The sequence below is a fragment of the Xanthomonas sp. AC360 genome (assembly GCF_979258225.1).
The window spans coordinates 3,506,854-3,532,098 of record NZ_OZ409846.1; the positions used below are offsets into that span (position 1 = coordinate 3,506,854).

At 64.9% G+C, this 25,245-nt stretch carries 26 protein-coding genes and 1 other RNA gene; 21 read left to right on the forward strand and 6 right to left on the reverse strand.

Going from position 1 to position 25,245, the window contains the following annotated elements; all coding sequences use genetic code 11:
• Nucleotides 1-31: 31 nt before the first annotated feature.
• A complete protein-coding gene (locus tag ACZZ0O_RS15095; RefSeq protein ID WP_463591167.1) occupies nt 32-1,534 on the reverse strand; it encodes a S10 family peptidase in 1,503 nt (500 codons plus the stop codon).
• A 139-nt stretch (nt 1,535-1,673) separates the two neighbouring features.
• Here ACZZ0O_RS15095 and ACZZ0O_RS15100 point away from each other — a divergent pair, with 139 nt between their 5' ends.
• On the forward strand, nt 1,674-2,468 hold the full coding sequence (locus tag ACZZ0O_RS15100) for a CDP-diacylglycerol diphosphatase (protein ID WP_463591168.1): 795 nt from the start codon (nt 1,674-1,676) through the stop codon (nt 2,466-2,468).
• 305 nt (nt 2,469-2,773) lie between these two features.
• Here ACZZ0O_RS15100 and parE read toward each other — a convergent pair whose 3' ends face one another.
• Nucleotides 2,774-4,663 carry a DNA topoisomerase IV subunit B gene (parE, locus tag ACZZ0O_RS15105; RefSeq protein WP_055844337.1) on the reverse strand — a complete coding sequence of 630 codons (1,890 nt, stop codon included), beginning with the start codon at nt 4,661-4,663 and terminating at the stop codon, nt 2,774-2,776.
• A gap of 164 nt (nt 4,664-4,827) precedes the next feature.
• Here parE and ACZZ0O_RS15110 point away from each other — a divergent pair, with 164 nt between their 5' ends.
• From ACZZ0O_RS15110 to ispF, 8 genes are all read left to right on the forward strand, one after another.
• Nucleotides 4,828-5,070, forward strand: a complete 243-nt coding sequence (locus tag ACZZ0O_RS15110; protein ID WP_055844334.1) for a hypothetical protein — start codon at nt 4,828-4,830, stop codon at nt 5,068-5,070.
• A gap of 171 nt (nt 5,071-5,241) precedes the next feature.
• Complete coding sequence (locus tag ACZZ0O_RS15115) at nt 5,242-6,906, forward strand: CTP synthase (RefSeq protein ID WP_055844331.1); 1,665 nt, start codon at nt 5,242-5,244, stop codon at nt 6,904-6,906.
• A 198-nt stretch (nt 6,907-7,104) separates the two neighbouring features.
• Complete coding sequence (gene kdsA / locus ACZZ0O_RS15120; protein WP_005992423.1) at nt 7,105-7,935, forward strand: 3-deoxy-8-phosphooctulonate synthase; 831 nt, start codon at nt 7,105-7,107, stop codon at nt 7,933-7,935.
• A gap of 13 nt (nt 7,936-7,948) precedes the next feature.
• Nucleotides 7,949-8,311: a hypothetical protein gene (locus tag ACZZ0O_RS15125; protein ID WP_463591169.1), complete on the forward strand. Its 363-nt coding sequence runs from the start codon at nt 7,949-7,951 to the stop codon at nt 8,309-8,311.
• A 123-nt stretch (nt 8,312-8,434) separates the two neighbouring features.
• Nucleotides 8,435-9,727 carry a phosphopyruvate hydratase gene (gene eno / locus ACZZ0O_RS15130; protein ID WP_115511964.1) on the forward strand — a complete coding sequence of 431 codons (1,293 nt, stop codon included), beginning with the start codon at nt 8,435-8,437 and terminating at the stop codon, nt 9,725-9,727.
• 3 nt (nt 9,728-9,730) lie between these two features.
• Nucleotides 9,731-10,096 carry a cell division protein FtsB gene (gene ftsB / locus ACZZ0O_RS15135; RefSeq protein WP_115511963.1) on the forward strand — a complete coding sequence of 122 codons (366 nt, stop codon included), beginning with the start codon at nt 9,731-9,733 and terminating at the stop codon, nt 10,094-10,096.
• On the forward strand, nt 10,093-10,893 hold the full coding sequence (gene ispD / locus ACZZ0O_RS15140; RefSeq protein ID WP_463591170.1) for a 2-C-methyl-D-erythritol 4-phosphate cytidylyltransferase: 801 nt from the start codon (nt 10,093-10,095) through the stop codon (nt 10,891-10,893). Before ftsB ends, ispD begins: the two co-directional genes overlap by 4 nt.
• A gap of 16 nt (nt 10,894-10,909) precedes the next feature.
• Nucleotides 10,910-11,401, forward strand: a complete 492-nt coding sequence (gene ispF / locus ACZZ0O_RS15145; RefSeq protein ID WP_055844320.1) for a 2-C-methyl-D-erythritol 2,4-cyclodiphosphate synthase — start codon at nt 10,910-10,912, stop codon at nt 11,399-11,401.
• A 4-nt stretch (nt 11,402-11,405) separates the two neighbouring features.
• Here ispF and ACZZ0O_RS15150 read toward each other — a convergent pair.
• Nucleotides 11,406-11,482: non-coding RNA, sX9 sRNA (locus tag ACZZ0O_RS15150), on the reverse strand.
• Nucleotides 11,483-11,648: 166 nt separating this feature from the next.
• Between ACZZ0O_RS15150 and truD the strand changes: the two genes are divergently transcribed.
• Nucleotides 11,649-12,752 (forward strand): tRNA pseudouridine(13) synthase TruD, encoded by a 1,104-nt coding sequence (gene truD, locus ACZZ0O_RS15155; RefSeq protein WP_463591171.1) that lies wholly within the window; start codon nt 11,649-11,651, stop codon nt 12,750-12,752.
• A gap of 475 nt (nt 12,753-13,227) precedes the next feature.
• Here the strand turns inward: truD and ACZZ0O_RS15160 are convergent, their stop codons facing one another.
• On the reverse strand, nt 13,228-13,767 hold the full coding sequence (locus ACZZ0O_RS15160; RefSeq protein ID WP_115553572.1) for a Smr/MutS family protein: 540 nt from the start codon (nt 13,765-13,767) through the stop codon (nt 13,228-13,230).
• 99 nt (nt 13,768-13,866) lie between these two features.
• Here ACZZ0O_RS15160 and surE point away from each other — a divergent pair, with 99 nt between their 5' ends.
• Genes surE through ACZZ0O_RS15180 form a run of 4 tightly spaced genes read left to right on the forward strand, consistent with a single transcriptional unit; the run spans nt 13,867 to nt 16,729 of the window.
• On the forward strand, nt 13,867-14,646 hold the full coding sequence (gene surE / locus ACZZ0O_RS15165; RefSeq protein WP_115511958.1) for a 5'/3'-nucleotidase SurE: 780 nt from the start codon (nt 13,867-13,869) through the stop codon (nt 14,644-14,646).
• Complete coding sequence (locus ACZZ0O_RS15170) at nt 14,643-15,323, forward strand: protein-L-isoaspartate(D-aspartate) O-methyltransferase (protein ID WP_055844310.1); 681 nt, start codon at nt 14,643-14,645, stop codon at nt 15,321-15,323. Before surE ends, ACZZ0O_RS15170 begins: the two co-directional genes overlap by 4 nt.
• Before the next feature lie 18 nt (nt 15,324-15,341).
• Nucleotides 15,342-15,956, forward strand: a complete 615-nt coding sequence (locus tag ACZZ0O_RS15175) for a YqaA family protein (protein WP_463591172.1) — start codon at nt 15,342-15,344, stop codon at nt 15,954-15,956.
• Nucleotides 15,953-16,729 (forward strand): peptidoglycan DD-metalloendopeptidase family protein, encoded by a 777-nt coding sequence (locus tag ACZZ0O_RS15180; RefSeq protein ID WP_161963036.1) that lies wholly within the window; start codon nt 15,953-15,955, stop codon nt 16,727-16,729. Before ACZZ0O_RS15175 ends, ACZZ0O_RS15180 begins: the two co-directional genes overlap by 4 nt.
• Before the next feature lie 205 nt (nt 16,730-16,934).
• Here the strand turns inward: ACZZ0O_RS15180 and ACZZ0O_RS15185 are convergent, their stop codons facing one another.
• Nucleotides 16,935-17,309, reverse strand: coding sequence for an Mth938-like domain-containing protein (locus ACZZ0O_RS15185; protein WP_115527603.1), 375 nt, complete (start codon nt 17,307-17,309; stop codon nt 16,935-16,937).
• Nucleotides 17,310-17,324: 15 nt separating this feature from the next.
• Nucleotides 17,325-17,630: a ribosome assembly RNA-binding protein YhbY gene (yhbY, locus tag ACZZ0O_RS15190; RefSeq protein WP_104616163.1), complete on the reverse strand. Its 306-nt coding sequence runs from the start codon at nt 17,628-17,630 to the stop codon at nt 17,325-17,327.
• Nucleotides 17,631-17,696: 66 nt separating this feature from the next.
• Here yhbY and rlmE point away from each other — a divergent pair, with 66 nt between their 5' ends.
• From rlmE to ACZZ0O_RS15225, 7 genes are all read left to right on the forward strand, one after another.
• Nucleotides 17,697-18,329 carry a 23S rRNA (uridine(2552)-2'-O)-methyltransferase RlmE gene (gene rlmE, locus ACZZ0O_RS15195; RefSeq protein WP_055844288.1) on the forward strand — a complete coding sequence of 211 codons (633 nt, stop codon included), beginning with the start codon at nt 17,697-17,699 and terminating at the stop codon, nt 18,327-18,329.
• A gap of 60 nt (nt 18,330-18,389) precedes the next feature.
• A complete protein-coding gene (ftsH, locus tag ACZZ0O_RS15200) occupies nt 18,390-20,330 on the forward strand; it encodes an ATP-dependent zinc metalloprotease FtsH (RefSeq protein ID WP_055844285.1) in 1,941 nt (646 codons plus the stop codon).
• Nucleotides 20,331-20,740: 410 nt separating this feature from the next.
• Complete coding sequence (gene folP / locus ACZZ0O_RS15205) at nt 20,741-21,643, forward strand: dihydropteroate synthase (protein ID WP_463591173.1); 903 nt, start codon at nt 20,741-20,743, stop codon at nt 21,641-21,643.
• Nucleotides 21,643-22,626, forward strand: coding sequence for a tRNA (adenosine(37)-N6)-dimethylallyltransferase MiaA (gene miaA / locus ACZZ0O_RS15210; RefSeq protein ID WP_463591174.1), 984 nt, complete (start codon nt 21,643-21,645; stop codon nt 22,624-22,626). Before folP ends, miaA begins: the two co-directional genes overlap by 1 nt.
• 77 nt (nt 22,627-22,703) lie before the next feature.
• Nucleotides 22,704-22,982 (forward strand): RNA chaperone Hfq, encoded by a 279-nt coding sequence (gene hfq, locus ACZZ0O_RS15215; protein WP_005915027.1) that lies wholly within the window; start codon nt 22,704-22,706, stop codon nt 22,980-22,982.
• Between the two features lie 11 nt (nt 22,983-22,993).
• Nucleotides 22,994-24,313: a ribosome rescue GTPase HflX gene (gene hflX, locus ACZZ0O_RS15220; protein ID WP_115511951.1), complete on the forward strand. Its 1,320-nt coding sequence runs from the start codon at nt 22,994-22,996 to the stop codon at nt 24,311-24,313.
• A 373-nt stretch (nt 24,314-24,686) separates the two neighbouring features.
• Nucleotides 24,687-25,181, forward strand: coding sequence for a CinA family protein (locus ACZZ0O_RS15225; protein WP_463591175.1), 495 nt, complete (start codon nt 24,687-24,689; stop codon nt 25,179-25,181).
• Nucleotides 25,182-25,245 lie beyond the last annotated feature (64 nt).

Sequence of the window (25,245 nt, forward strand, 5' to 3'; positions counted from 1 at the left end):
GCGTGAGTCGCACGCCCGGCACTGCATGCGCCTAGCGCGTTTCGTACATCGCCTTGACGTCACGACGGAACGCGGCCTGGCTATCGGCGCGGTTGTAGAACATGTGGCCGCCCGGATATTCGTGTACCTGCACGCGGTTGGGGTCGCCCATCGCCGGCATCTGATCCACGGTGAGCACCGAGCCCATGAACGGGCAGGAGAGATCGTTCCAGCCATGTGCGATCAGCACTCGCAGCTTGGGGTCGATTGCCACCGACTGACGCAGCTGCGTCACCGCGCCCTTGCGCAGCTCATCGCCCCATTCCCACGCCGTATTGACCTCGTAATTGATCGCCTGATAGCGCGCATCGACTTTCCAGCCGACGATCCGGGTGACGAAGTCCACCATCGCGGTGGTGGTCGGGGCGATGATGCTGTCCAGCAGCGGGTCGCTGGCGCGCTGCGTGGGGTCGTTGGGGAACGGGTCGAAGGCGGTTACGTTGGCGTCGTAGCGGCTGCCCAGCTCGCCCTTGTCGCGAAACACTTCGCGTAGATACGCCTGGGTTTCCAGGCGTCCACCGGAGCGGCGCACATAGGCCGGATCCAGCCCGGTCATGCGGGTGACCTGTTGCAGCATCGCCTCCGTAGCCTGCGGGTCGGTGCGGCCTTTCATCAGCGCCACCGCGTAGTCGCTGCGGGTGTAGTCGATCACCTGGCGCATCGCGCTGTCGCTGAGTTGGCCCTGGCGTTCCAGGTGTGCAGCGGCGATCGAGGGCAGGGTCAGCATCCACGCCAGCGGCGAGACGTCGCTGTTGTCGTCCAGGGTCGGGTTGAGGAACGGCGAGACCAGCACCACACCATTCATCGCCACGCCAAGGCGGGTCTGCAGATACTGGGTGATGCGCGGGCCGCGGAAACCGCCATAGCTTTCGCCGACCAGATACTTGCGCGTCTGCAGGCGGCGATTCTTCAGCAGCCAGTCGTAGATCACGCGCGAAAGATATTCGACGTCGGCCTGCGGGTTGTAGAACTGCTTCTTGGCTTCGTCATCGCCGATCAGTGCGCGGCTGAAGCCGGTGCCGACCGGGTCGATGAACACCAGGTCGGTGAAGTCCAGCCAGGTGCCCGGATTGTCGCGCAAGGTCGCCGGCGCAGATGCGCTGTCGCCTTCGGCGCCGAACCCGACCACCTTCGGCCCGATCGCGCCCATGTTCAGATACACCGACGCCGCGCCTGGTCCGCCGTTCAAGGCAAAGGTCACCGGGCGGTCCTTGCCGTCCACGGTGTAGGCGGTGAACACCACCTCGCCGGTAGTCTTGCCCTGCGCATCGCGCACCGGCAGCGTGCCGACGGTGGCGGTGTAATTCAGCGTTCGTCCGGCAAGGCGCGTACTTTGGCGCACGCTGACATCGGCTGGCAGCGGTGCGGGTTTGCTCGCAGCGGTATCGGCCTTGGCGTCAGGCTTGGAATCGGTCTTGCTGTCCTGCGCGGCGGCGAATGCCGGGACGCCGAACAGCAGGCAGGCCAGCAGGCCGGTATGGAACAAGGAGGGCATGGGCAATCGGCATTCGAACGGAAGAACGCCGATGCTAGGCTGCGGCACCACGCGGTGGATGTGCAAAAAGGCATGCCTGTCGCGCTGACCGATTCCGAGCGGGTCGCTATCATGGCGCGCCCTGGTGATCGAGCTGCAGATGAGGCCTGGTGCCCTTCGACATGCGTGTGCGGTATTGCTGCTGTTGGCTGGCTGTGCGGCAGCGCCACCTGCACTGGTACGCCATCCCAGCGACCCGGATGCGTTGTGGCGCATCGTCTCGACCCGATGCCTGGCAGAGGCGCCGCGGCCGCCCGACTGCGCCGCCGTGTGGTCGGATCCAGCGCGCCGGGCGGTGCTGTTGAAAGACCGTCACGGCAGCTTCCAGTATTTATTGGTGCCCAGCGTGCGGGTCAGCGGAATCGAAGACCCCGCGTTGCTAAGCGCCGACGCGCCGAATTATTTCGCCACTGCCTGGGATGCGCGCAGTTTCGTGGCGCAGGCGCTGCAACGTCCGCTGCCAAGGCAATACGTGAGCCTTGCGTTGAACTCACCGCACGGGCGCTCGCAGGAGCAACTGCATATCCATATCGATTGCCTGCGTCCGGACGTGTACGCAGCGCTGCAGCGTCAGCGCACTGAGATCGGCCCGGAATGGCGTGCCCTGGCCGAGCCGCTGCTGGGCCATGTGTATCTGGCCAGGACGCTGGAAGGCACTGCGCTGGAGCAAGATCCGATTCGCCTGCTCGCAGACGCGCTTCCTGCCGATGCCAGCTTGCGCGATTACTCGCTGGTGGTCGCCGGCGCGCAACTGCAGGACGGGCGACCGGGGTTCGTTCTACTGGCGACGCGGCAGGATGCACCCAGCGGTAACCGTGCAAGTGGCGAAGAGGTGCAGGACCACGCCTGCGGTCTGGTGACCGGTGCAGCGCAGGTGTTGCGGGGCGTACGTTGAGGTTGTGTTGACCAGCTCGTCAGTACGCACTGGTCTTTCAACGCGATACGTTGAAGTTCAAACAGACGGATCGCTGCCGGTAGGTGGCGAAAGTCAGTACCGCACACAGTCATTCGCAGTATCTGCTTTGCCTGCGCAACTACGCCTGCGGCAAGGCGCTTGGCGCCGCGCACGCGCACCAGTAGTAAGCGCGTGTGCTGCGCCTTCTACGCTGAGAGAGGGCGCTTAACCACGCACACGCGTGCAGGAAGGGTACGCGTGTACGTTGCCCTCTCTGTGTTGAGAGAGGGCGTTTTTGCAGGGCTTTAGACTTCCAGCGACGCCAGGTCGCCCTTGGTTTCCAGCCACTGCTTGCGGTCGCCCGCGCGTTTTTTCGCCAGCAGCATGTCCATCAACGAGCGGGTCTGTTCACCGTCGTCGATGGTCAACTGCACCAGTCGGCGCGTGTCCGGATGGATGGTGGATTCACGCAGCTGCTGCGGGTTCATCTCGCCCAGGCCCTTGAAGCGGGTGACGCTGATCTGGCCCTTCATTTTCTCGCGCGCGATCTTGTCCAGCAGCGTGGTCTTTTCTTCTTCGTCCAGCGCGTAGAACACCTGCTTGCCCACGTCCACGCGGAACAGTGGCGGCATCGCCACGAACACATGTCCGGCGGCCACCAGCGCGGGGAAATGCTGCAGGAACAGCGCCGTCAACAATGTGGCGATATGCAGGCCGTCGGAGTCCGCATCGGCCAGGATCACTACCTTGCCGTAGCGCAGCCCTGTGATGTCGTCCTTGCCCGGGTCGCAGCCAATCGCAATGGCCAGGTTGTGCACTTCTTCGGAGGCCAGCACGCTGCCCGATGCCACTTCCCAGGTGTTGAGGATCTTGCCGCGCAGCGGCAGGATCGCCTGGAAATCCTTGTCGCGCGCCTGCTTGGCCGAGCCGCCGGCCGAGTCGCCTTCGACCAGAAACAGTTCGGTGCGCGACAGATCCTGGCTGATGCAGTCGGCCAGCTTGCCGGGCAGGGCGGGGCCCTGGGTGACCTTCTTGCGGACGATCTGCTTTTCGGTCTTCAGCCGCGCACTGGCGCGGTCGATGGCGATCTGCGCGATCTTCTCGCCGATGTCCACGTTCTGATTGAGATACAGGCTGAAGGCATCGTGCGCGGCGCCTTCGATGAAGCCGGCCGCCTGGCGCGAGGACAGCCGTTCCTTGGTCTGCCCGGAGAACTGCGGGTCGGTCATCTTCAGGCTGAGCACAAAGGTGACCCGGTCCCACACGTCTTCCGGTGCCAGCTTGACGCCGCGCGGCAGCAGATTGCGGAAGTCGCAGAACTCGCGCAGCGCATCGGTCAGGCCCGAACGCAGGCCGTTGACGTGGGTGCCGTGCTGCGCGGTCGGGATCAGGTTGACGTAGCTTTCCTGCACCAGCTCGCCTTCGGGTACCCAGGCGGCAGCCCAGTCGACGATCTCGGTGTCTTTCTTCAGGCTGCCTGCGAACAGGTCGGCCGGCAGCATCTCGTGCTCGGCCATCTCGCCCTTCAAATAATCGCGCAGGCCGTTTTCGAAGTACCAGCTGTCCTGCTCGCCGGTGGCCTCGTCATGCAGCTTGACGGTCAGGCCCGGGCACAGCACCGCCTTGGCGCGCAGCAGATGGCGCAGCGCACGCACGTTGAATTTCGGTGTGTCGAAGTACTTCGGGTCGGCCCAGAAGCGCAGCCGCGTGCCGGTGTTCTTCTTGCCGACCGTGCCGACGACCTCCAGCTTGGAGGCGGCGATACCGTCGTGGAACTCCATGCGGTGCTCGCTGCCTTCGCGCTTGATGAACAGCTCGACCTTGGTCGAGAGCGCATTGACCACGCTCACGCCCACGCCGTGCAGGCCACCAGAGAAGGTGTAGTTGCGGTTATTGAACTTGCCGCCGGCATGCAGGCGGGTCAGGATCAGTTCGACACCGGGGATCTTCTCTTCCGGATGCATGTCCACCGGCATGCCGCGCCCGTCATCGGACACTTCGCAGCTGCCGTCCTTATACAAGGTGACTTCGACCTGCCGGGCGTGGCCGGCCAGCGCTTCATCGACGGAGTTGTCGATCACCTCCTGCGCCAAATGGTTCGGGCGCGCGGTGTCGGTATACATGCCCGGGCGGCGTTTGACCGGGTCCAGGCCCGACAGCACTTCAATATCGGCGGCGTTATAACGGGTGTTCATGCATCTCGCTGGCACGTGAAACGACGCACAAGTGTGGCGGCTGGGGCGTTTTTTTGCACGCGACCGGCATTCAGTGCGCGGCCGGGTACCACTGGCTACCCTGGCGTTGGTTTCGGAACCAAACGTCCCCACCTGAGGATGTCACCGACGCCAAAGAGGACGCCATGAAGTTCAAGCACATCCTGATGCTCACCCTCGGTGCGGCCGCGGTCGCAGCACTTCCTGCCCTGGCCCAGGCGGCTCCGCAGCAGACCGGGCAGGGCGCCACCGCGCAAAAGGCCGACGATGCCAAGGCCAAGACCGACGCTGAGCGCAAGGCCGAGCGCCGCGCCGCCGCTGCCGCGCAGAAGCCCAAGGCCGACAACGCGCCGCGTGAGGAAGAGGAAGAAGAGAAGCCCGCACGCTGACGCATCCGCGCAGCACGACGTGTTCCACGGACGCCCCGGCTTCGGCCGGGGCGTCTGCATTTGCGCGCCGTGGCGCGCATTTGCCGCGTGCGACGCCCTGGGCGTCACACAACCCTTGGGCATTCGCCCGTCACCCGCTAAACTATGGCTTTCCGGGAGGCTTCAAGCCCCATGACCCCCCTGATTTTTGTTACCGGCGGCGTAGTGTCCTCGCTAGGCAAGGGCATTGCCGCCGCTTCGCTTGCCTCCATTCTGGAAGCGCGTGGCCTCAAGGTCACGATGATGAAGCTGGACCCGTACATCAATGTGGACCCGGGCACGATGAGCCCGTTCCAGCATGGCGAGGTCTACGTCACTGACGACGGTGCCGAAACCGACCTGGACCTGGGCCACTACGAGCGCTACGTGCGTACGCGGCTGTCGCGCAAGAATTCGGTCACCACCGGCCGGATCTACGAGAACGTGATCCGCAAGGAGCGCCGCGGCGACTACCTGGGCGCCACCGTGCAGGTGATCCCGCACATCACCGACGAAATCCGTCGTTGCATCGACGAGGCCACGGCCGGCTTCGATGTGGCGCTGATCGAGATCGGCGGCACCGTCGGCGATATCGAATCGCTGCCGTTCCTGGAAGCCATTCGCCAGGTCCGCACCGAGCGCGGTGCGGAAAAAGCCATGTTCATGCACCTCACCCTGGTGCCGTACATCGCCGCGGCCGGTGAATTGAAGACCAAGCCGACCCAGCACTCGGTCAAGGAACTGCGCTCGATCGGCATCCAGCCGGACGTGCTGCTGTGCCGCTCCGAGCAGGCGGTGCCGGATTCGGAGCGTCGCAAGATTGCCTTGTTCACCAACGTCTCCGAGCGTGCGGTGATCAGTTGCCCGGATATCGACGTGCTCTACGGCATGCCGCTGGAATTGCTGCGCCAGGGCCTGGACGAGCTGGTCATCGACCAGTTCAAGCTGCGCGACAAGGTCGCCGCAGCCGATCTGTCCGAATGGGCGGCGGTGGTGGATGCGGTCAAGCATCCGCTCGACGAAGTCACCATTGCGGTGGTCGGCAAGTACGTCGATCACCAGGACGCCTACAAGTCGGTGGCCGAAGCGCTGCGTCACGGCGGTCTGCGCCAGCGCACCAAGGTCAACTTGAAGTGGCTGGAAGCGCAGGATCTGGAAGGCAGCGACATGGCGGCCTTGCAGGACATCGACGGCATTCTGGTGCCGGGCGGCTTCGGCGATCGCGGGTTCGAAGGCAAGGTGCAGACCTCCAAGTTCGCGCGTGAGCACAAGGTGCCGTATTTCGGCATCTGCTACGGCATGCAGGCCGCGGTGGTGGACTATGCACGTCATGTTGCTGATCTGGACGCGGCCAACAGCACCGAAAACGATCGCCAGTCGCCGCATCCGGTGATCGGCCTGATCACCGAATGGCGCACCGCCACCGGCGAAGTCGAAAAGCGCGACGAAAAGTCCGACCTGGGCGGCACCATGCGGCTGGGCTTGCAGGAGCAGCGACTCAAGCCGGGCACGCTGGCGCGCGAGGTGTATGGCAAGGACGTGGTGGCCGAGCGTCATCGCCATCGCTACGAGTTCAACAACCGCTACCGTACCCAGCTGGAAGATGCCGGCCTGGTGATCTCCGGCAAGTCGATGGACGACACGCTGGTGGAAGTGGTCGAGCTGTCGCGCGATGCACACCCGTGGTTCCTGGCCTGCCAGGCGCATCCGGAGTTCCTGTCCACCCCGCGCGATGGCCACCCGTTGTTCATCGGCTTCGTGCGCGCCGCGCGCGAGAAGAAGGCCGGCGGCAAGCTGCTGAAGGAAGCGCGTGCGTGAGCAGTGCCTTCTCCGTCGGGAGAAGGTGGCGCCAAGCGCCGGAGCGCCGCAACACACCGGAAGATGGCGGTCCTGATGAACGCGTCGCCACGCGCAGCCAGGGCAAACCATCGGGCTTCGCAAGCGCTTCGCAACCGTACCCGCACCCCAGCCTCTCTCCCGACGGGAGAGAGGCTTCAATCGAAATAAGGTGACCTGATGAAACTGTGTGACTTTGAAGTCGGCCTCGACCAGCCGTTGTTTCTGATTGCAGGCCCGTGCGTGATCGAGTCGATGCAGTTGCAGCTCGACGTCGCCGGCAAGCTCAAGGAGATCACCGGCAAGCTCGGGGTCAACTTCATCTTCAAATCTAGCTTCGACAAGGCCAACCGCACCTCGGGCACCAGCTTCCGCGGCCCCGGCCTGGAAGAAGGCTTGAAGGTGCTGGACGCGGTGAAAAAGCAGATCGGCGTGCCGGTGCTCACCGACGTGCACGAATACACCCCGATGAACGAAGTCGCCGCCGTCGTCGACGTGTTGCAGACCCCGGCGTTTCTGGTGCGCCAGACCGACTTCATCAAAAACGTCTGCGCCGCCGGCAAGCCGGTCAACATCAAGAAGGGTCAGTTCCTGGCGCCGTGGGACATGAAGCCGGTGGTCGAAAAAGCCAAGTCGACCGGCAACGAGCAGATCATGGTCTGCGAGCGTGGCGCCTCGTTCGGTTACAACAATCTGGTCAGCGACATGCGCTCGCTGAGCGTCATGCGCGACACCGGCTGCCCGGTGGTGTTCGATGCCACGCATTCGGTGCAGTTGCCGGGCGGGCAGGGCAGCAGCTCCGGTGGCCAGCGCGAGTTCGTGCCGGTGCTGGCGCGCGCTGCGGTGGCCGTCGGCATTTCCGGCCTGTTCGCCGAAACCCATCCGGATCCGTCCAAGGCGCTGTCCGACGGCCCCAATGCCTGGCCGCTGGACCGCATGGAAGAACTGCTCGAAACGTTGATGGAGCTGGATGCAGTGACCAAGAAGCACGGGTTCGCGCGCTTCGCATGAGTTCCGACGTCGTATGAGTTCCGACCCATGGGCGTTGGCGGCAGCGCGTCGCCAACGCCGGCACTGGCGGCACTGGCCCTGGGGCTGGATGGCGTTGGGGTTGTCGCTCGCGGCATGGGCCTGCCTGGCCGTGATGGCCTTCCTGGTGACCGCCAGCATCGGCATGCCGGGCGACGGCAGCCATGCGATGCAGGCCACGCGCATTCCGATGTTTGTCACGCTGTTGGTAGGTGCGCTGGTCACGCTGGGCGGTCTTGTCGCCAGCCCGGTTGCGTTCTCGCAGCGTCGCCAGCCGGGCGCTGCAGCCATGGGCCTGGCGCTGCTGCTGCTCTTGCTACTGCTGTTTTGTTTGTCGCTGCTGGCCCTGAGGGCCTAGTCGCGCAGTCTTGCCGGTCTGGCACGCATTCGCCCCATGCGATTTGGCAATGGACCGGTGTGCAGCGATAATCCGGCAGCTTGTTTCCGGTGTACTTCCCCCTTACTGGTAACCGATCGACCTATGACCACTATCGCCAAGATCCTCGCCCGCGAAATCCTCGATTCCCGCGGCAATCCCACGCTGGAGGCCGAAGTCACGCTGGCAGACGGCTCGTTCGGCCGCGCGGCCGTGCCCTCGGGCGCCTCGACCGGCACCAAGGAAGCGGTGGAGCTGCGCGACGGCGACAAGACCCGTTACATGGGCAAGGGCGTGCGCCACGCGGTGGACAACGTCAACGGCACCATCGCCGAGACGCTCAAGGATTTCGACGCGGCCGACCAGCAGGGTCTGGACCGTCGCCTGATCGACCTGGATGGCACCGAGAACAAGGGCCGCCTGGGCGCCAACGCGCTGCTGGGTGTGTCGCTGGCCGCCGCGCATGCGGTTGCCGCCTCGCGCAAGCAGCCGCTGTGGCAGTACCTGTCCACCATCACCGAATCCGATGTGCAATTGCCGGTGCCGATGATGAACATCATCAACGGCGGTGCGCATGCCGACAACAACGTCGACTTCCAGGAGTTCATGGTGCTGCCGGTCGGTTGCAGCTCGTTCTCCGAAGCGCTGCGCGCCGGCACCGAAATCTTCCATTCGCTCAAGTCGGTGCTCAAGGGCCACGGCCTGAGCACGGCGGTGGGCGATGAAGGCGGCTTTGCGCCGGACTTCCGCAGCAACGTCGAAGCGCTGGACACCATTCTCGAAGCGATCGGCAAGGCTGGTTACACCGCTGGCGAAGACGTGCTGCTGGGCCTGGACGTGGCCTCCAGCGAGTTTTACGACAACGGCAAGTACAACCTGGTCGGCGAGAACAAGCGCCTGACCAGTGAGCAGTTCGTCGACTTCCTGGCCGACTGGGTGGCGCAGTACCCGATCATCAGCATCGAAGACGGCCTGGCCGAGGACGACTGGGCCGGCTGGAAGCTGCTCACCGACCGCGTCGGCAAGAAGGTGCAGCTGGTGGGCGACGATCTGTTCGTCACCAACCCGAAGATCTTCAAGCAGGGCATCGATTCGGGCACCGCCAACGCGATCCTGATCAAGGTCAACCAGATCGGCACGCTGACCGAAACGCTGGAAGCGATCGCCATGGCGCACGCAGCCAACTACGCGTCCATCGTCTCGCACCGTTCCGGCGAAACCGAAGACACCACCATCGCCGATATCGCCGTGGCCACCACCGCCACCCAGATCAAGACCGGCTCGCTGTGCCGCAGCGACCGTGTGGCCAAGTACAACCAGTTGCTGCGCATCGAGCAGGCGTTGGGCTCCGGCGCGCGTTACGCCGGCCGCGACGCGTTCGTTTCGATCAAGCGATAAGCCGTGCGCAACTGGCGCTGGCTACTGCTGGTGCTGGCGGTGCTGCTGGCTTGGCTGCAGTACCGCTTCTGGTTCGGGCCTGGGAATTCCGGTGAAGTCATGATGCTGGAAGCCCAGGTCGCGCATCAGACACAGGACAACGAAGGTCTGCGCCAACGCAACCAGGCGTTGGCAGCAGAGGTGAAGGATTTGAAGGACGGCGAGGCGGCAATCGAAGAGCGCGCACGCAGCGAGCTGGGCATGATCAAACCGGGCGAGACGTTCTATCGCGTGGTCGAAGATGCCCCGCTGCTGCCTGCCGCAACGACTGAACCTGCGCCCGCGCCGGCCACGTCCGAGCCCGCATCTGCGACGGAACAGCATCCATGACCGGCTCGATCTGGGCCATCGTGCCGGCCGCAGGGCGCGGCACGCGGTTTGGCGGCGCGCTTCCCAAGCAATACCTGCCAGCAGCGGGCCAACCGTTGATGGCCTACGCCTTGGCAGCGCTGGCCGCGCATCCGGCGGTCGCCGGCATCCTGGTGGCGATTGCGCCGGGCGATGCCGACTGGCCGGGCTGGACGGCGGTGCAGTCCAAGCCGGTGTTGACCTGCGTTGGCGGTGCCACACGCGCAGCCTCGGTGCTGGCCGGCTTGCTGGCCCTGCCCGAGAGCGTGCGGGCGGACGACTTCGTGCTGGTGCACGACGCCGCGCGTCCGAATCTGGCATTGGCAGATCTGGATCGGCTGTTGGAAATCGGCCGTGGCGATCCGGTCGGCGCGATCCTGGCCGCACCGGTGCGCGACACGCTCAAACGTGCCGGCGACGATGGCGGTATCGATGGCACCGAGCCACGCGAGCGTCTATGGCGCGCGCTGACACCGCAGCTGTTTCGGCGGCATCAGCTGATCCGTGGTCTCACCGACGCGTCGGCTGCCGGCGTCGACGTCACCGACGAGGCCATGGCGATGGAGCGACTTGGGCTGCGTCCGTTGCTGGTGGAAGGCGCCGAGGACAATTTCAAGGTCACCACGCCGGCGGATCTGGCACGCTTCGAGTTCGAACTTGTACGCCGCGGCGTTGCGGTAGACGCCGATCCGGCCGCTGCGTCCTACGAGGTTGCGCCACCCGCGCGCAGCGATGCCGGGCTGGGTGTCGTTGCCAGCGACGGCAGCGACGCCTCTTAATCACCACGGGTTTTCCATGTCCTTCAATTTCCGAATCGGCCAGGGCTACGACGTACATGCGTTTGGCGATGGCGACCATGTGATGCTTGGCGGCGTGCGTGTTGCGCATAGCCACGGCGTGCTCGCGCACAGCGACGGCGATGTGGTGTTGCACGCGCTCTGCGATGCGATGCTGGGCGCCTTGGCGCTGGGCGATATCGGCCAGCATTTTCCGCCCTCGGATGAGCGCTGGAAGGATGCCGACAGCGCGCAGTTTCTGCAGCACTGCGATCAATTGCTGCGCGAGCGTGGCTGGCGTGTCGGCAATGCCGATATCACCGTGATCTGCGAGCGGCCCAAGGTTGGCCCGCATGCGCTGGCCATGCGCGAACGCATTGCCGGGCTGCTGGGCATCGAGCTCGATGCGGTCAGCGTCAAGGCGACGACCAGCGAGAAGCTCGGCTTCACCGGTCGTGGCGAAGGTATCGCTGCGCAGGCTGCGGTGCTGCTGGGCAAGATCGCGCTCTAAGCACGGCTAACACACATAGCGAGCGGTCGTCAGGTGGGTGTGGACGGCCGCGCTCGCAACTGCAGTGTACGAGTGGCACATGCCGCACCGAGTACCGGGCGCATCCGGCTGGCGGTGAGCGCCGTGGTTTTGTTAGCTGCTCGACAACGCACTCCTGCATGCCGGGTTTTTGGCGTGCACCACCAAATTCCGCGCCGAGAGCTCGGCAAACAGCGCACGATCCGTCGGCGCGAAGGCGAACCACAGCATGAGCGAGACCTCCTCCCTTCCGCGCGCGCATGGCGCAGCGGTCCTCAGCGCGGCAATGCGCAGCACGCCGGAAGATTTCCAGGTCGATGAGCTGCCGTCGTTCGAGCCCTCGGGCGAAGGCGAGCATCTGTTGCTCACCATTCGCAAGCGTGGGCAGAACACGGCTTATATCGCTAAACATCTGGCGAAATGGGCGGGCATCGCGGAGATGGGCGTCAGCTATGCAGGGCTGAAGGATCGCCATGCAGTGACCACGCAACGTTTCAGTGTGCACCTGCCCAAGCGCATCGCTCCGGACCTTGCCGCGCTCGACGATGCGCAGATGCAGGTGGTCCACAGCACCTGGCATAACCGCAAGCTGCAACGCGGCGCGCTGCTGGGCAATCGCTTCGTGCTGACGTTGCGTCAGGTGCAGGGCGAGCGCGGCGCCATCGAGCAACGCTTGCAGGCAATCGCTGCGCGCGGCATCCCCAACTGGTTTGGCGAACAGCGCTTCGGTCGCGATGGCGGCAATGTGGCGTCTGCGCTGGCGATGTTCGGTTACCTGCAGGAGGCCGACGGCACGCTGGTGCCGGCCCCCAAGCGCCGTCTGCGCAACGATCAACGCTCGATCCTGCTATCTGCGGCGCGCTCGTCGCTGTTCAATCGCGTGCTGAGCGCACGTGTGGAGCAGGGCAGCTGGGATGCGGCGCTGGATGGCGAAGCGTGGATGCTGGATGGCTCGCGTAGCGTATTCGGCCCCGAGCCGTGGAGCGAGGTGTTGGCCGAGCGGCTGGCACGCTTCGATATCCATCCGAGCGGTCCGTTGTGGGGCGTGGGCGAACTGCGTTCCACCGCTCAGGCCGCCGCGGCGGAGCAGGGTGCGTTAGCGGATCCGCAATCGCAGGTGTTGCGCCAGGGACTGGAAGCTGCCGAGTTGAAACAGGAGCGCCGCGCGCTGCGCCTGCGTCCGCAAGAGCTGCAGTATCGCTGGCTGGACGAGCAGAGCTTGCAGGTGGAATTCGCGCTGCCACCGGGCTGCTACGCCACTGCAGTGCTGTGGGAGCTGGGCGATGTCAGCGATGTGGGTCGTGCAGCGGCAACCAGTCGTTCCGACGACTGAGCTTGCTCAACCAGAGCGCTATATGTCGCAGATGCCAGGCCCCACGCAGCCATCCGTCTCGTAGGAGCGGCTCCGGCCGCGACCTGCACGACCGATCGCTTGTTAGCCGCACGGCAAGCGCGGTTGCAAGCGAAGCAGCTATCCGGCGCAGCGAATACTAGGGAGTGAAGGCGACTGAGCAGGTTAAGCAATCCGCCTGCTGCCGCACGCACAAAAGCGAGTCCCGCTCTCGTAGGAGCGGCCCCGGCCGCGACCCGCGCGACCGATCGCTTGTCAGCCGCACGGAAGCACGGTTGCAAGCGAAGCAGCCTATCCGGCGCAGCGAATGCTCGGAAGTGAAGACGAATGCTCGGGACCGACTATGGGTGTCGCAACGCAAGCGTCAGGCTGCACGCGCATAGACCGCAACTCATCCCGACACGACGTCTGCCTGTCAGGCAGCAAACACACCCGCACCTACCCACGCATCAGCCCACTATCGCCGCGCCAACAACACCAATAACGCACCGGTGCCGCCCTGCGTCGGCGGCGCCGAATGAAATGCCAGCACATCGTTGCGCTGGCGCAGCAGGCGGTCCATCAGGTTCTTCAGCACTGGCGCGCCATTGTCCGATTGCAGGCCCTTGCCATGGATGATGCGCACGCAGCCATGTTCGTGCGCATGCGCCTCCAGCAGGAACTGCCGCAGCAAGGCCTCGGCCTGCGCTGCCGTGGCGCCATGCAGATCCAGCTCGTCCTGCACCGAAAATTGCCCGCGCTTGAGGCGTTGAAACAAACGAGTGGGAAGATTCTCGCGACGATAGCTGGCGGTGTCGCCGGCTTCCAGCGGTGCGCTGTCGCGTAGCAATCGGGCGAATTCGGTGTGCGCTTGCGCCTCGTCGCGCTCGGCCATGCGCGCGCGGGGTTTTGGGCGCGGTTTGGCATTGGCCGGCGGCGCCACTTCGCGGATCGGCTTCACCGCGCCGATCGCCGCGCGGAACAGCGCGCTGTCGTCTTCGTCTTCAGGATGTGACATCGGTACAGCGTAACCGGTCCAACCGCAGACACACGCGAAGATCAAGCGGCAAGCGCATGGACGCATCCGGTATCATGGCCGGGTTTTCCGAGGAGTCTCATGCGCGTACTGGTTAGCAACGACGACGGTGTCGACGCCCCCGGCATCCAGATCCTGGCCGAGGCGCTGCGGCATGCCGGTCATGAAGTGATGGTAGTCGCGCCCGATCGCGACCGCTCCGGCGCCAGCAATTCGCTGACGCTGGATGTGCCGATCCGCACCCGCCGCATCGACGCGCAAACCTGCGCGGTGGCTGGCACGCCCACCGACTGCGTACATCTGGCGCTCACCGGCATGCTGGATTACGACCCGGACATCGTGGTCTCCGGCATCAACAACTCGGCCAATCTCGGCGACGACGTGATCTATTCCGGCACCGTCTCTGCTGCGATGGAGGGCCGCTTCCTGGGCCTGCCCGCGGTGGCGGTGTCGCTGGTGACGCATCACCACGAAGCCCATCACTACGACACCGCCGCGCGCGCCGCAGTGGAAATCGTCGCGCGGCTGAAGGCCGACCCATTGCCGGCCGACACCATCCTCAACGTCAACGTGCCGGATCTGGCCTGGTCGGATGTGCTCGGTTTCGAAGTCACCCGGCTCGGCAACCGGCATCGCTCCGAGCCCTGCGTGCCGCAGCAAGACCCGCGCGGCCGCACCGTGTATTGGATCGGCCCGGCCGGTCCGGAACAGGACGCCGGCGCCGGCACCGATTTCCATGCCGTGCGCACCGGGCATATCTCGATCACGCCGATCCATGTCGATCTCACCCGCTACCAGGCGCTGGAGACGGTGGCCGGCTGGGTCGGCGGGCTGACCGCTGCGCTGGACGGCCCGGCATGACGCCGAGGCTGCGCATGCTGCAACCGGAATCGGTCGGCATCGGCATGACCTCGCAGCGCGTGCGCGACCGTCTGGTCGAGCGCCTGCGCGAGGCCGGCATCCAGGACGAAGCCACGCTCAACGCCATGCGCACCGTCCCGCGGCATCTGTTCATCGACGAAGCGCTGGCCTCGCGTGCCTACGAAGACACCGCGCTGCCGATCGGCCACGGCCAGACCATCTCGCAGCCCTGGGTGGTCGCGCGCATGACCGAAGCCGTGCTGCAGGTGGCGCCGACCAAAGTGCTGGAAGTCGGCACCGGCTCCGGCTATCAGGGCGCGATCCTCGCCGCGCTGGGTCTGGAGGTCTATACCGTCGAGCGCATCGGCGACCTGCTGCGGCAGGCGCGCAAGCGCTTTCGCCATCTCGGCATGAACGTGCGCAGCAAGCACGACGACGGCCGCATCGGCTGGCCCGAGCACGGCCCGTACGACGCCATCGTGGTCACTGCTGCAGCGCCGGCTCTGGTAGATGCGCTGGTCGATCAGCTCGCGGTCGGTGGGCGCCTGGTGGCCCCGGTCGGCGGCGCGTCCTCGCAGTCGCTGGTGCAGCTCACCCGCGCTGCCGATGGCGAGATCGAGCAACAGGTTCTGGCGCCGGTCACGTTCGTCCCGCTGTTGTCGGGCATGCTGGATTGATCTGATGAGAGTGACTCGATGAAGATTTTCGGGCCGTTGTACGACGTGGCCATCCGTTGGTCGCGCCACCGCCGCGCGCCAGCGCTGCTGACCGGCCTCAGCTTCGTGGAGGGCTTCATCTTTCCGGTGCCGCCGGAAGTGATGCTGGCGCCGATGTCGCTTGCCGAGCCCAAGCGCTCGCTATGGTTCGCCACCTTGAGCCTGGTGGGCTCGGTGTGCGGCGCAATGGTCGGCTATCTACTGGGGCATTTCGCCTTCGCCGCGCTGCAGCCGCTGATCGAATGGCTGGGCTGGAGCGTGAAGATCCAGGTCCAGATCGAAACCTTGCGCGCGCTGGTGGCGGAGTCGCCGTGGAAGGCGTTCTGGGCGCTGGTGCTGGTGGGTTTCACGCCGATCCCGCTGAAGATCTTTACCTGGGCCTCGGGCGTGGTCGGCGTGCCGATCCTGCCCTTCATCGCCAGCATGCTGGTCGGGCGCGGCAAACGCGTCTATCTGGTCGCCGGCGCGATCCGCCTCGGCGGCGCACGGGCCGAAGCGGCGCTGCATCGCTGGATCGAGCCGCTGGGCTGGATGGCGATGGCGGTGCTTGCAGCAGGCGCAGCTTGGCTGGTGTGGAAGACAACGAACGGATGAGCAAGACGCAGATGAATTCGGTACGCAAGACAGCAGTCGTGCTCGTAGTGGCAATCGGGCTGACCGCCTGCAGCAGCGCGACAGTGGTGCGTTCCCCTGGCGCCGGTGGCGGTTCGTCATCCTCGCGACCGTCTGCAGCGCCACGGCCATCGGTGCCGCGTCCCGGTGCGACGGTGACCGTGCAGCGCGGCGACACCCTGTATGCGATTTCTCGCCGCACCAATATCACCGCGCCGGATCTGGCCGCGTGGAACGGCCTGTCCTCGCCCAACACCATCTATCCCGGCCAGACCTTGAAGCTGTATCCGCCCGGTGCCAGCAAGCCGGGAGCAAGCGCGCCGGTGGCTGGCACGGTGGTGCCGCCGCGTCCGGCCACGCCGGTCGCCGCGCCTGTCAGTAGCGGCTTTTCCTGGCGTTGGCCCGCCGACGGCGTGGTGGTCGGTACCTTCGTGACCGGCGAAACCACCAAGCAGGGCGTGGACATCGCCGGCGCCAGCGGCCAGGCCGTGCGCGCTGCGGCCGATGGCGTGGTGGTGTACTCGGGCGCCGGCCTGGTCGGCTATGGCGAGCTGATCATCATCAAGCACAACGACCAGTGGTTGTCGGCGTACGGCCACAACCGCAAGCGTTTGCTCAACGAAGGCCAGAGCGTCAAGGCCGGCCAGCAGATCGCCGAAATGGGCCGCAGCGGTGCCGCCCGCGACATGCTGCACTTCGAGATTCGCTACAACGGCAAGCCGGTCGATCCGTTGCTGTATTTGCCGAAGAAGTGATTGGGGAGTAGGGATTGGGGATTCGTAACAGCCTGAGGCTGTTGGCGCTGCGGGATATCGGGCTTGGTCCCAGCGCTAAGACGGGCTAACGGTGGATTGGGGAAGGTTCGCTTGACAGCGAAACGTGCTGGAACATGCTTTTCCCGATTCCCGATTCCCGATTCCCGATTCCCGATTCCCGATTCCCGATTCCCGTCCCAGCCAATCAGCCTGGTAGCACCATCGCCAGCGCCACCCGCCGGCCTTCGCTGGCCAGCACGTTGTAGGTGCGCGCCGCAGCGGCATTGGTCATCGCTTCCAGCCCGATGCCGCGGGTCAGGCAGGCGGCAAGCACTTGTGCGTTCGGAAAGCGCTGGCGCTCGCCGGTGCCCAGCAGGATGACCGCCGGCGTCAGCGCCAGCACTGCATCCATGTGGCTCGCCTGCAGGTGTTCCAGATCCTGCACCGGCCAGCGTTCCACCAACTCATCCGGCATCAAGATGAAACTCTGCTGCAGGATCTGCTCGTTGACCTTGGCATGGCGGCCGTCGGCCGCGCGCAGCGCGTAGGCGTAATCGGGGTGTTCTTGGCTTAAAGGCATAACAGACTCGGTTGATCAGCCGCGCGGCAGCACGATCTGACGCTTTTCCTTGCTGGGGCGGTACAGGATGGCGACGTGGCCGATCCGCTGCACCAGGGCGCTACCGGTGTGCCCGACCAGTTCGGCGATCAGCGCGTCGCGCGTCTCACGATCCTCGGAGGCCACCTTCACCTTGATCAGTTCGTGGCGCTCGAGCACTTCCTCGAGTTCGGCCAGAAATGCTGGCGTGACCCCTTTGCCGCCGGTTTGCAGCAGCGCCTTGAGATCGTGGGCCTGGCCGCGCAGGAAACGGTTCTGGGCGGAGGTGAGAACAATGGACATGCAGGATCGAAAGGCAGCAAAGGGTGTTCAGGGTATCATGGCGGCCCGTTCGGACCCCCGTTGCCAATGCCTTCCCGTAGTAAAAGCAGCCAGCGCTGGCTCAAGGAACACTTCGCCGACCCTTACGTGAAGAAGGCTCAGGCCGAAGGCATGCGCTCGCGTGCCGCCTACAAGCTGGAGGAATTGCTCCAGCGCGATCGCCTGCTGAAGCCGGACATGGTGGTGGTCGATCTGGGCGCCGCGCCCGGTGGCTGGTGCCAGCAGGTGCGCAGGTCGCTCGGCGACACCGGCCGGGTGCTGGCGCTGGATATCCTGGAGATGCCCCCGCTGGCCGGGGTGGAGTTCCTTCATGGCGACTTCAGGGAACAAGCCGTCCTATCGGAATTCGAAGCGATGTTGGGCGATGTGCCGGTGGACCTTGTTCTGTCCGATATGGCCCCCAATAAGAGTGGCATGGATGCGGTCGACCAACCGCGGATGATGCACCTGGCGGAACTGGCGATGGAATTTGCCGACACCCACCTCAAGCCGGGTGGGGCGTTTTTGATCAAGCTGTTCCAGGGTGTTGGGTCCGACGACTACATTCGCGAGCTTCGCCGCCGCTATGACAAGGTGACGATTCGCAAACCGGCGGCCTCGCGCAAGCGATCCCCGGAAGTTTATGCGCTCGGTCAGGGCAAGCGTGCCCAGATCAAGTAAGCTGCCAATGATCGCTGAATTTCAAGAATAGAAGAGTAGAGGGCACCGGAGCCAATGAGGATGAACGACTTGACCAAGAATCTGCTGCTGTGGGTGGTCGTCGCGGTTGTGCTGATGGTCGTCTTCCAGAGCTTCTCGCCGCGGATGGCGGGCGGCGTCGGCCCCGACTCGATCACCTATACCCAGTTTCTGAAAGAAGTGGACTCCGGGCGCGTCAAATCGGTGGATTACACCGATGAGACCAACCTCGCGGTCAACGCGATCCGCTTCAAGCGTACCGACGGCAGCGAGGCCACCGTGTACGGTCCGCGCGACGACAAGCTGGTCGACGTGCTGTACAGCAAGAACATCGAAATGACCCGCCAGAAGCCGTCCACCGGACCGGGTTTCTGGTCGCTGGTGCTCAACTTCCTGCCGGTCATCCTGATCATCGGCTTCTGGCTGTTCATCATGCGCCAGATGCAGGGCGGTGGTGGCGGTGCCAAGGGTGCGATGAGCTTCGGTAAATCGCGGGCCAAGCTGCAGGGCGAGGATCAGGTCAAGATCACCTTTGCCGACGTTGCCGGTTGCGACGAGGCCAAGGAAGAAGTCGGCGAGCTGGTCGACTTCCTGCGCGACCCGACCAAGTTCACCAAGCTGGGCGGCAAGATTCCGCGCGGCGTGTTGATGGTCGGCCCGCCGGGTACCGGTAAGACCCTGCTCGCCAAGGCGATTGCAGGCGAAGCCAAGGTGCCGTTCTTCAGCATTTCCGGTTCGGATTTCGTCGAAATGTTCGTCGGCGTCGGTGCGAGCCGCGTGCGCGACATGTTCGAGCAGGCCAAGAAGCACGCGCCGTGCATCATCTTCATCGACGAAATCGATGCAGTGGGTCGTCATCGCGGCGCCGGTCTCGGCGGCGGGCATGACGAGCGCGAGCAGACCTTGAACCAGTTGCTGGTCGAAATGGACGGCTTTGAAGGCGGCGAAGGCGTGATCGTGATTGCGGCTACCAACCGTCCCGACGTGCTGGATCCGGCGCTGCTGCGTCCGGGCCGTTTCGACCGCCAGGTCGTGGTCGGGCTGCCGGACGTCAAGGGTCGCGAGCAGATCCTGCGCGTGCACATGCGCAAGCTGCCGCTGGCCGACGACGTGGTGCCGATGGTCATCGCACGCGGTACCCCGGGCTTCTCCGGTGCCGACTTGGCCAACCTGTGTAACGAGGCCGCGTTGTTTGCGGCGCGTGGCAGCGAGAAGGAAGTCCGCATGGACCACTTCGACCGAGCCCGCGACAAGATCCTGATGGGTGCCGAACGCCGTTCGATGGCCATGAGCGAAGACGAGAAGACGCTGACCGCGTACCACGAAGCTGGCCACGCCATCGTCGGGCGGCTGGTGCCGGAGCACGACCCGGTCTACAAAGTCACCATCATTCCGCGCGGCCGCGCTCTTGGCGTGACCATGTATCTGCCGGAAGGCGATCGCTATTCGATGAACCGTGTTGCGATCGAATCGCAGCTATGCTCGCTGTATGGCGGCCGTGTTGCCGAAGAGCTGATCTTCGGTGGCGACAAGGTCACCACCGGTGCGTCCAACGATATCGAGCGTGCGACCAAGATGGCGCGCAACATGGTCACCAAGTGGGGTTTGTCCGACGAGCTTGGCCCGGTCGCCTATGGCGAGGAAGAGGATGAGGTGTTCCTGGGTCGCTCCGTGACTCAGCACAAGAATGTCTCGGACGAAACCGCGCGCAAGATCGACGAAGTCGTGCGTTCGATCCTGGACAAGGCCTACGGCAAGACCAAAGCAATCCTCACCGAGAACCTGGACAAGCTGCACGCGATGTCGCAGTTGCTGCTGCAGTACGAAACCATCGACGTGCCGCAGATCGACGCCATCATGGAAGGCCGCGAGCCGCCACCGCCTGCGGGTTGGGCCAAGTCCGACAAGGACGGTGGCAACAACAACGATAAGGGCAGCCCGCGTCCGTTGCCGCCGATTGCAGGACCCGCCGAGCAGATCTAAGTCAGGTGTTTGCAGTTGCATGTATCCAGCGGGGCCAGGAAGCGATTCCTGGCCCCGTTGCGTTGTGCTGTTTGGAGACGGTGAGCGATCGGCCGACGGCGAGCGATGAAGCGCATTGCGTTCCGTTCTCCGATGCAATCGAAGCTGCATTTGAGTGTGGGCGCAGCCCTGAGTTCTCCACGCACAGGGTGCGACGCGGTGCGGGCTGCGCGACAATGGCAAACGCTCCCTGCAACAAGCAGACGACCCTGCATCAAGCCGCATCCGCTAGCCTCAGCCGTTCAACGGGTGCGCGCAGTCGCTGCAGTCGGTAGCGATTGTCTGCCGATATCCAAATCGGTAGGCAGCTGTCCGCTCACGCCGCACCGGCTCAGATCACCCTCTCTCACTCGCTTCAGGAGAAACCACTGATGTTCGATACCACCCTCAAGCTGGATTGCGCTGGTCGCAGCTTGCGACTGGATGCGCCGCAGGTGATAGGGATCGTCAACGTCACGCCGGACTCGTTTTCCGATGGCGGCCAGCACGCGACCTACGAGGCGGCGATCTCGCACGGGCTGCGGCTAGTGGAGCAGGGCGCTGCAGTGCTCGACATCGGCGGCGAATCCACCCGTCCCGGTGCCACGGCGGTATCGCTGGAAGACGAGTTGCAGCGTGTGATCCCGGTGATCGAGGCATTGGTGCAGCAGACCAGCGTGCCGATCAGCGTGGACACCTTCAAGCCGGAGGTGATGCGCGCAGCGGTCGCTGCCGGTGCCGGCATGATCAACGATGTCTATGCGTTGCGTTCGCCGGGCGCGCTGGACGCAGCATCGGAACTGGGCGTGCCGGTGGTGCTGATGCACGCACGCAGCGCGCCGCATGCGATGCAGGACGCGCCGCAGTACGACGACGTGGTGGCGGAGGTGCATCGCTTTCTGGCCGAGCGCATTTTTGCCGCCGAGATGGCCGGCATCGATAAGCGCCGGTTGATCCTCGACCCGGGCTTCGGCTTCGACAAGACCACCGCGCATAACCTGACCGTGCTTGCGCAGTTGCAGCGCCTGCAGGAGTTCGGCTTGCCGGTGCTGGCGGGGCTGTCGCGCAAACGCAGCATCGGCGAATTGACCGGGCGCGAGGTTGCCGCCGAGCGGGTGTATGGCTCGGTCGCGGCGCATCTGATCGCCGCGCAACACGGTGCCTTGTTGCTACGCGTGCACGATGTGGCGGCGACCGTGGATGCCTTGAAGGTCTGGAACGCGGTGGCGGCGATTCCGACCCCGCGGATCAGTGCGCCGGCCGCGCCGACCATTCGCTGGCCGGACGAGGACTGATGCCGGCCGACCGACGCCCGCTGGCGATCGCCTTGATGGGCCCTACCGCCAGCGGCAAGACTGCGCTGGCCCTGGAGGCGGCGGAACGCTGGAACGGGGAGATCGTCAGCGTCGATTCGGCCCTGGTTTACCGCGGCCTGGATATCGGTGCGGCCAAGCCCGATGCCGCGATGCGCGCCGCAGTACCGCACCATCTGCTCGACCTGCGCGACCCCTGGCAGATTTATTCGGCGGCTGAGTTCGCCGCCGATGCACGCAAGGCGGTCGAGCACATCGTTGCGCGCGGCAAGTTGCCGATCCTGGCCGGCGGCACCGGGCTGTATTTTCGTGCAGTGCTCGAAGGGCTGTCGCAATTGCCCGAAGCCGACCCGACCGTGCGCGCCGCAATCGCCGCCGAGGCCGAACAGATAGGCTGGGCCGGCTTGCATGCGCAACTGGCGCAGGTCGACCCGATCGCCGCAGCGCGCATCCATGCCACCGACCCGCAGCGCATCCAGCGTGCGCTGGAGGTATACCGCCTCAGCGGGCGGCCGATCAGCTATTGGCAGGCGCTCCCGTCCGGGCCGCGCCTGCCGCTGCGGGTCTTGAAAATCGTGCTGGCGCCGCAAGATAGAGCGGTGCTGCACGCACGCATCGCGCAGCGCCTGGACGCGATGCTGGCGCAGGATTTCCTCGCCGAAGTGGAGCGGTTGCGGGAGTTGCCTCAGATGCGCGCCGTGGCTGCGCCGCTGGATTTGCCGGCAGTGCGCGCGGTCGGGTATCGCCAGGCCTGGGACTATCTGGATGGCGCCGGCAGCTTGGCCGAGTTCCGCGACAAGGCGATTCAGGCGACCCGGCAACTGGCCAAACGGCAGCTCACCTGGCTGCGTGGCGAGCTCGACGCACGCTGGTTCGACCCGGAGCGTGATCGGCATCAATTGGACGACGCACTTGTCGGCTTCCTCGCTCATCGTTCCACTGTGCAGCAGGCTTCAGGCGTGTAACATCCCGTTTCCGGGGCCGGCTGGGGATAGCAGGTGTCGACCGGGACAATAAGAACAATAATGAAGAGGATTTTTCGATGGCTAAGGGGCAATCGTTGCAGGACCCATTCCTGAATGCGCTACGGCGCGAGCGGGTGCCGGTCTCTGTGTATCTGGTCAACGGCATCAAGCTGCAGGGCACCATCGAGTCGTTCGACCAATTTGTGGTCCTGCTGCGCAACACCGTGAGTCAGATGGTTTACAAGCACGCCATCTCCACGGTCGTGCCGGCGCGCAACGTGCGCGTGGGGCCGGGTGGTGGGTATGTGCAATCCAATGAAGGTAATCAAGCGGAAGATGACGACGTCGAGCAGTAATGGAGTAACGCGTGTTTGATCGTTCCCGCAAGGGTGAGCACGCGCTGTTGATTCAGACCCACGCAGGTGGGCCTGCCGAAGACGATGTGCTGGAGGAGTTCGCCGACCTTGCAAGGTCGGCGGGCGCCACGGTGGCGGCAACGCTCACCGCGCGCATCGACAAGCCCAGCCCGTCGACCTTGATCGGCAGCGGCAAGCTGGAAGAAATCAAGGCCGCCGCCGAGGCGACTGGCGCGGATCTGGTGTTGGTCAACCACACTTTGTCGCCGGGTCAGGAGCGCAATCTGGAGCGCTACCTGGAGCGGCGCGTGATCGACCGTACCGGCCTGATCCTGGACATCTTTGCGCAACGCGCGCGCAGCCACGAAGGCAAGCTGCAGGTGGAACTGGCGCAGCTGCGGCATATGGCCACACGGCTGGTACGCGGCTGGACCCACCTGGAGCGTCAGCGCGGCGGTGCGATCGGCCTGCGCGGCCCCGGCGAAACCCAGCTGGAAACCGACCGCCGCCTGCTGCAGAAGCGCGTGGAGCAGTTGCAGCAGCGCTTGGAAAAAGTCGAGGTGCAGCGCACCCAGATGCGCCGTGCGCGGATGCGTAGCGAATTGCCGCGCATTGCATTGGTCGGTTACACCAACGCGGGCAAGTCGACGCTGTTCAATGCGTTGACCGGTGCGCAAGCCTATGTGGCCGATCAATTGTTCGCCACGCTGGACCCCACCGTGCGCCGCATCGCATTGCCAGGCGGCAGTGCGATTCTTGCCGATACGGTGGGCTTCGTCCGCGATTTGCCGCACCAATTGGTTGCTGCCTTCCGTTCGACGTTGTCCGAAGCGCGCGACGCCGATTTGTTGTTGCACATCGTCGATGCCGCCGACCCGCTGCGCGAAGAACGCATCCTGCAAGTCGATGAAGTGTTGCAGGCGGTGGGCGCTGGCGATCTGCCGCAGCTGCTGGTGTTCAACAAGATCGACAAGATTGACGGTGCCGAAGTTCGTCACGATGCGCAGGACGGCATTCCGGATCAGGCGCGGCGCGAACGCGTGTGGGTGTCGGCGCGCGATGGGCGTGGCTTGCAGGAACTGCAGCACGCACTCGGTCAACGCCTGGATCTGCGTCATTTGACCGGACAGCTGCGCTTGCCGTCGTCCGCCGGTCGCCTGCGTTCCAAGCTGCATCAGCTGGAAGTGGTGCGCAACGAGCAGTCCGACGAGGACGGTTGGTTGCTGGAAGTCGATCTGCCGATGGTCGAAGCCGAACGGCTTGCCGCCGGAGATGACGGCGCGCCGTTGCGCGCGATGCTGCCGGACCGCCGGGAAGACTGGGAAACCTGACGCGGCATTCGACGGGGCTGGCCGCAGTCAGCTGCGTGGCAGCTGCAAATTGCAGGCCCCGTCCACCGATCGCAGGCGTCACCATGCACGGGCTACCGCATCCCGAGCATGTCGGTGCGGACCGTCAGGTCCGCCGTGACTTCAGTGTCGTGTGCGCTCCCTGGATCGATAATCTGTTGCTGCGCAGATCAGCGGAAAACAGTCACTTAGGTGCGATGTCAGGCTGCACCTCCATCAGCGGCGTCCCGCACTGCGTGGGCACTTGCCGAAACAGGCGGGCGGTCCAAAAACCGATCGCTGACCAGGCAGCTGGCGGAAGACAGCGCGGGCAAATTCGGATAAAAGTGACCGCTGTTCAATCCTGACCCCCGCAATGACGTCTCCCACTGATCACGACCTTCTGCAGCTCGCCGAATCGCTGAGCGCCCGATTACGCGCGGCGCGCGAGCGGCTGGTGACCGCCGAGAGCTGTACCGGCGGCTGGATTGCCAAGGCAATGACCGATATTGCCGGTTCTTCGGACTGGTTCGATTGCGGCATCGTCGCCTACAGCTACGAGGCCAAGCAGGCGCTGCTGCGGGTCAGGCCGCAGACGCTGGAGGTGCATGGCGCGGTCAGCCGGGAGACGGTGATCGAAATGGTGTCCGGTGCATTGGTGACCTCCGGTGGCAGCATTGCCGTCGCCGTGACCGGCATCGCCGGGCCGGGCGGTGGCAGCGAAGACAAACCGGTCGGCACGGTGTGGATCGGCTGGAAACGACGCGGCGGCTACGCCACGGCGCAGTTGTTCCAGTTCGACGGCGACCGCGATGCAGTCCGTCGTCAAACCGTGGTCGCGGCACTGCGAGGCTTGAGCGCGCTGCTATAGCGGACGTGCGGCAGCGCCTGCACTCACCGATGTTTCACCTCTGACATCCATGACATCCATCCGG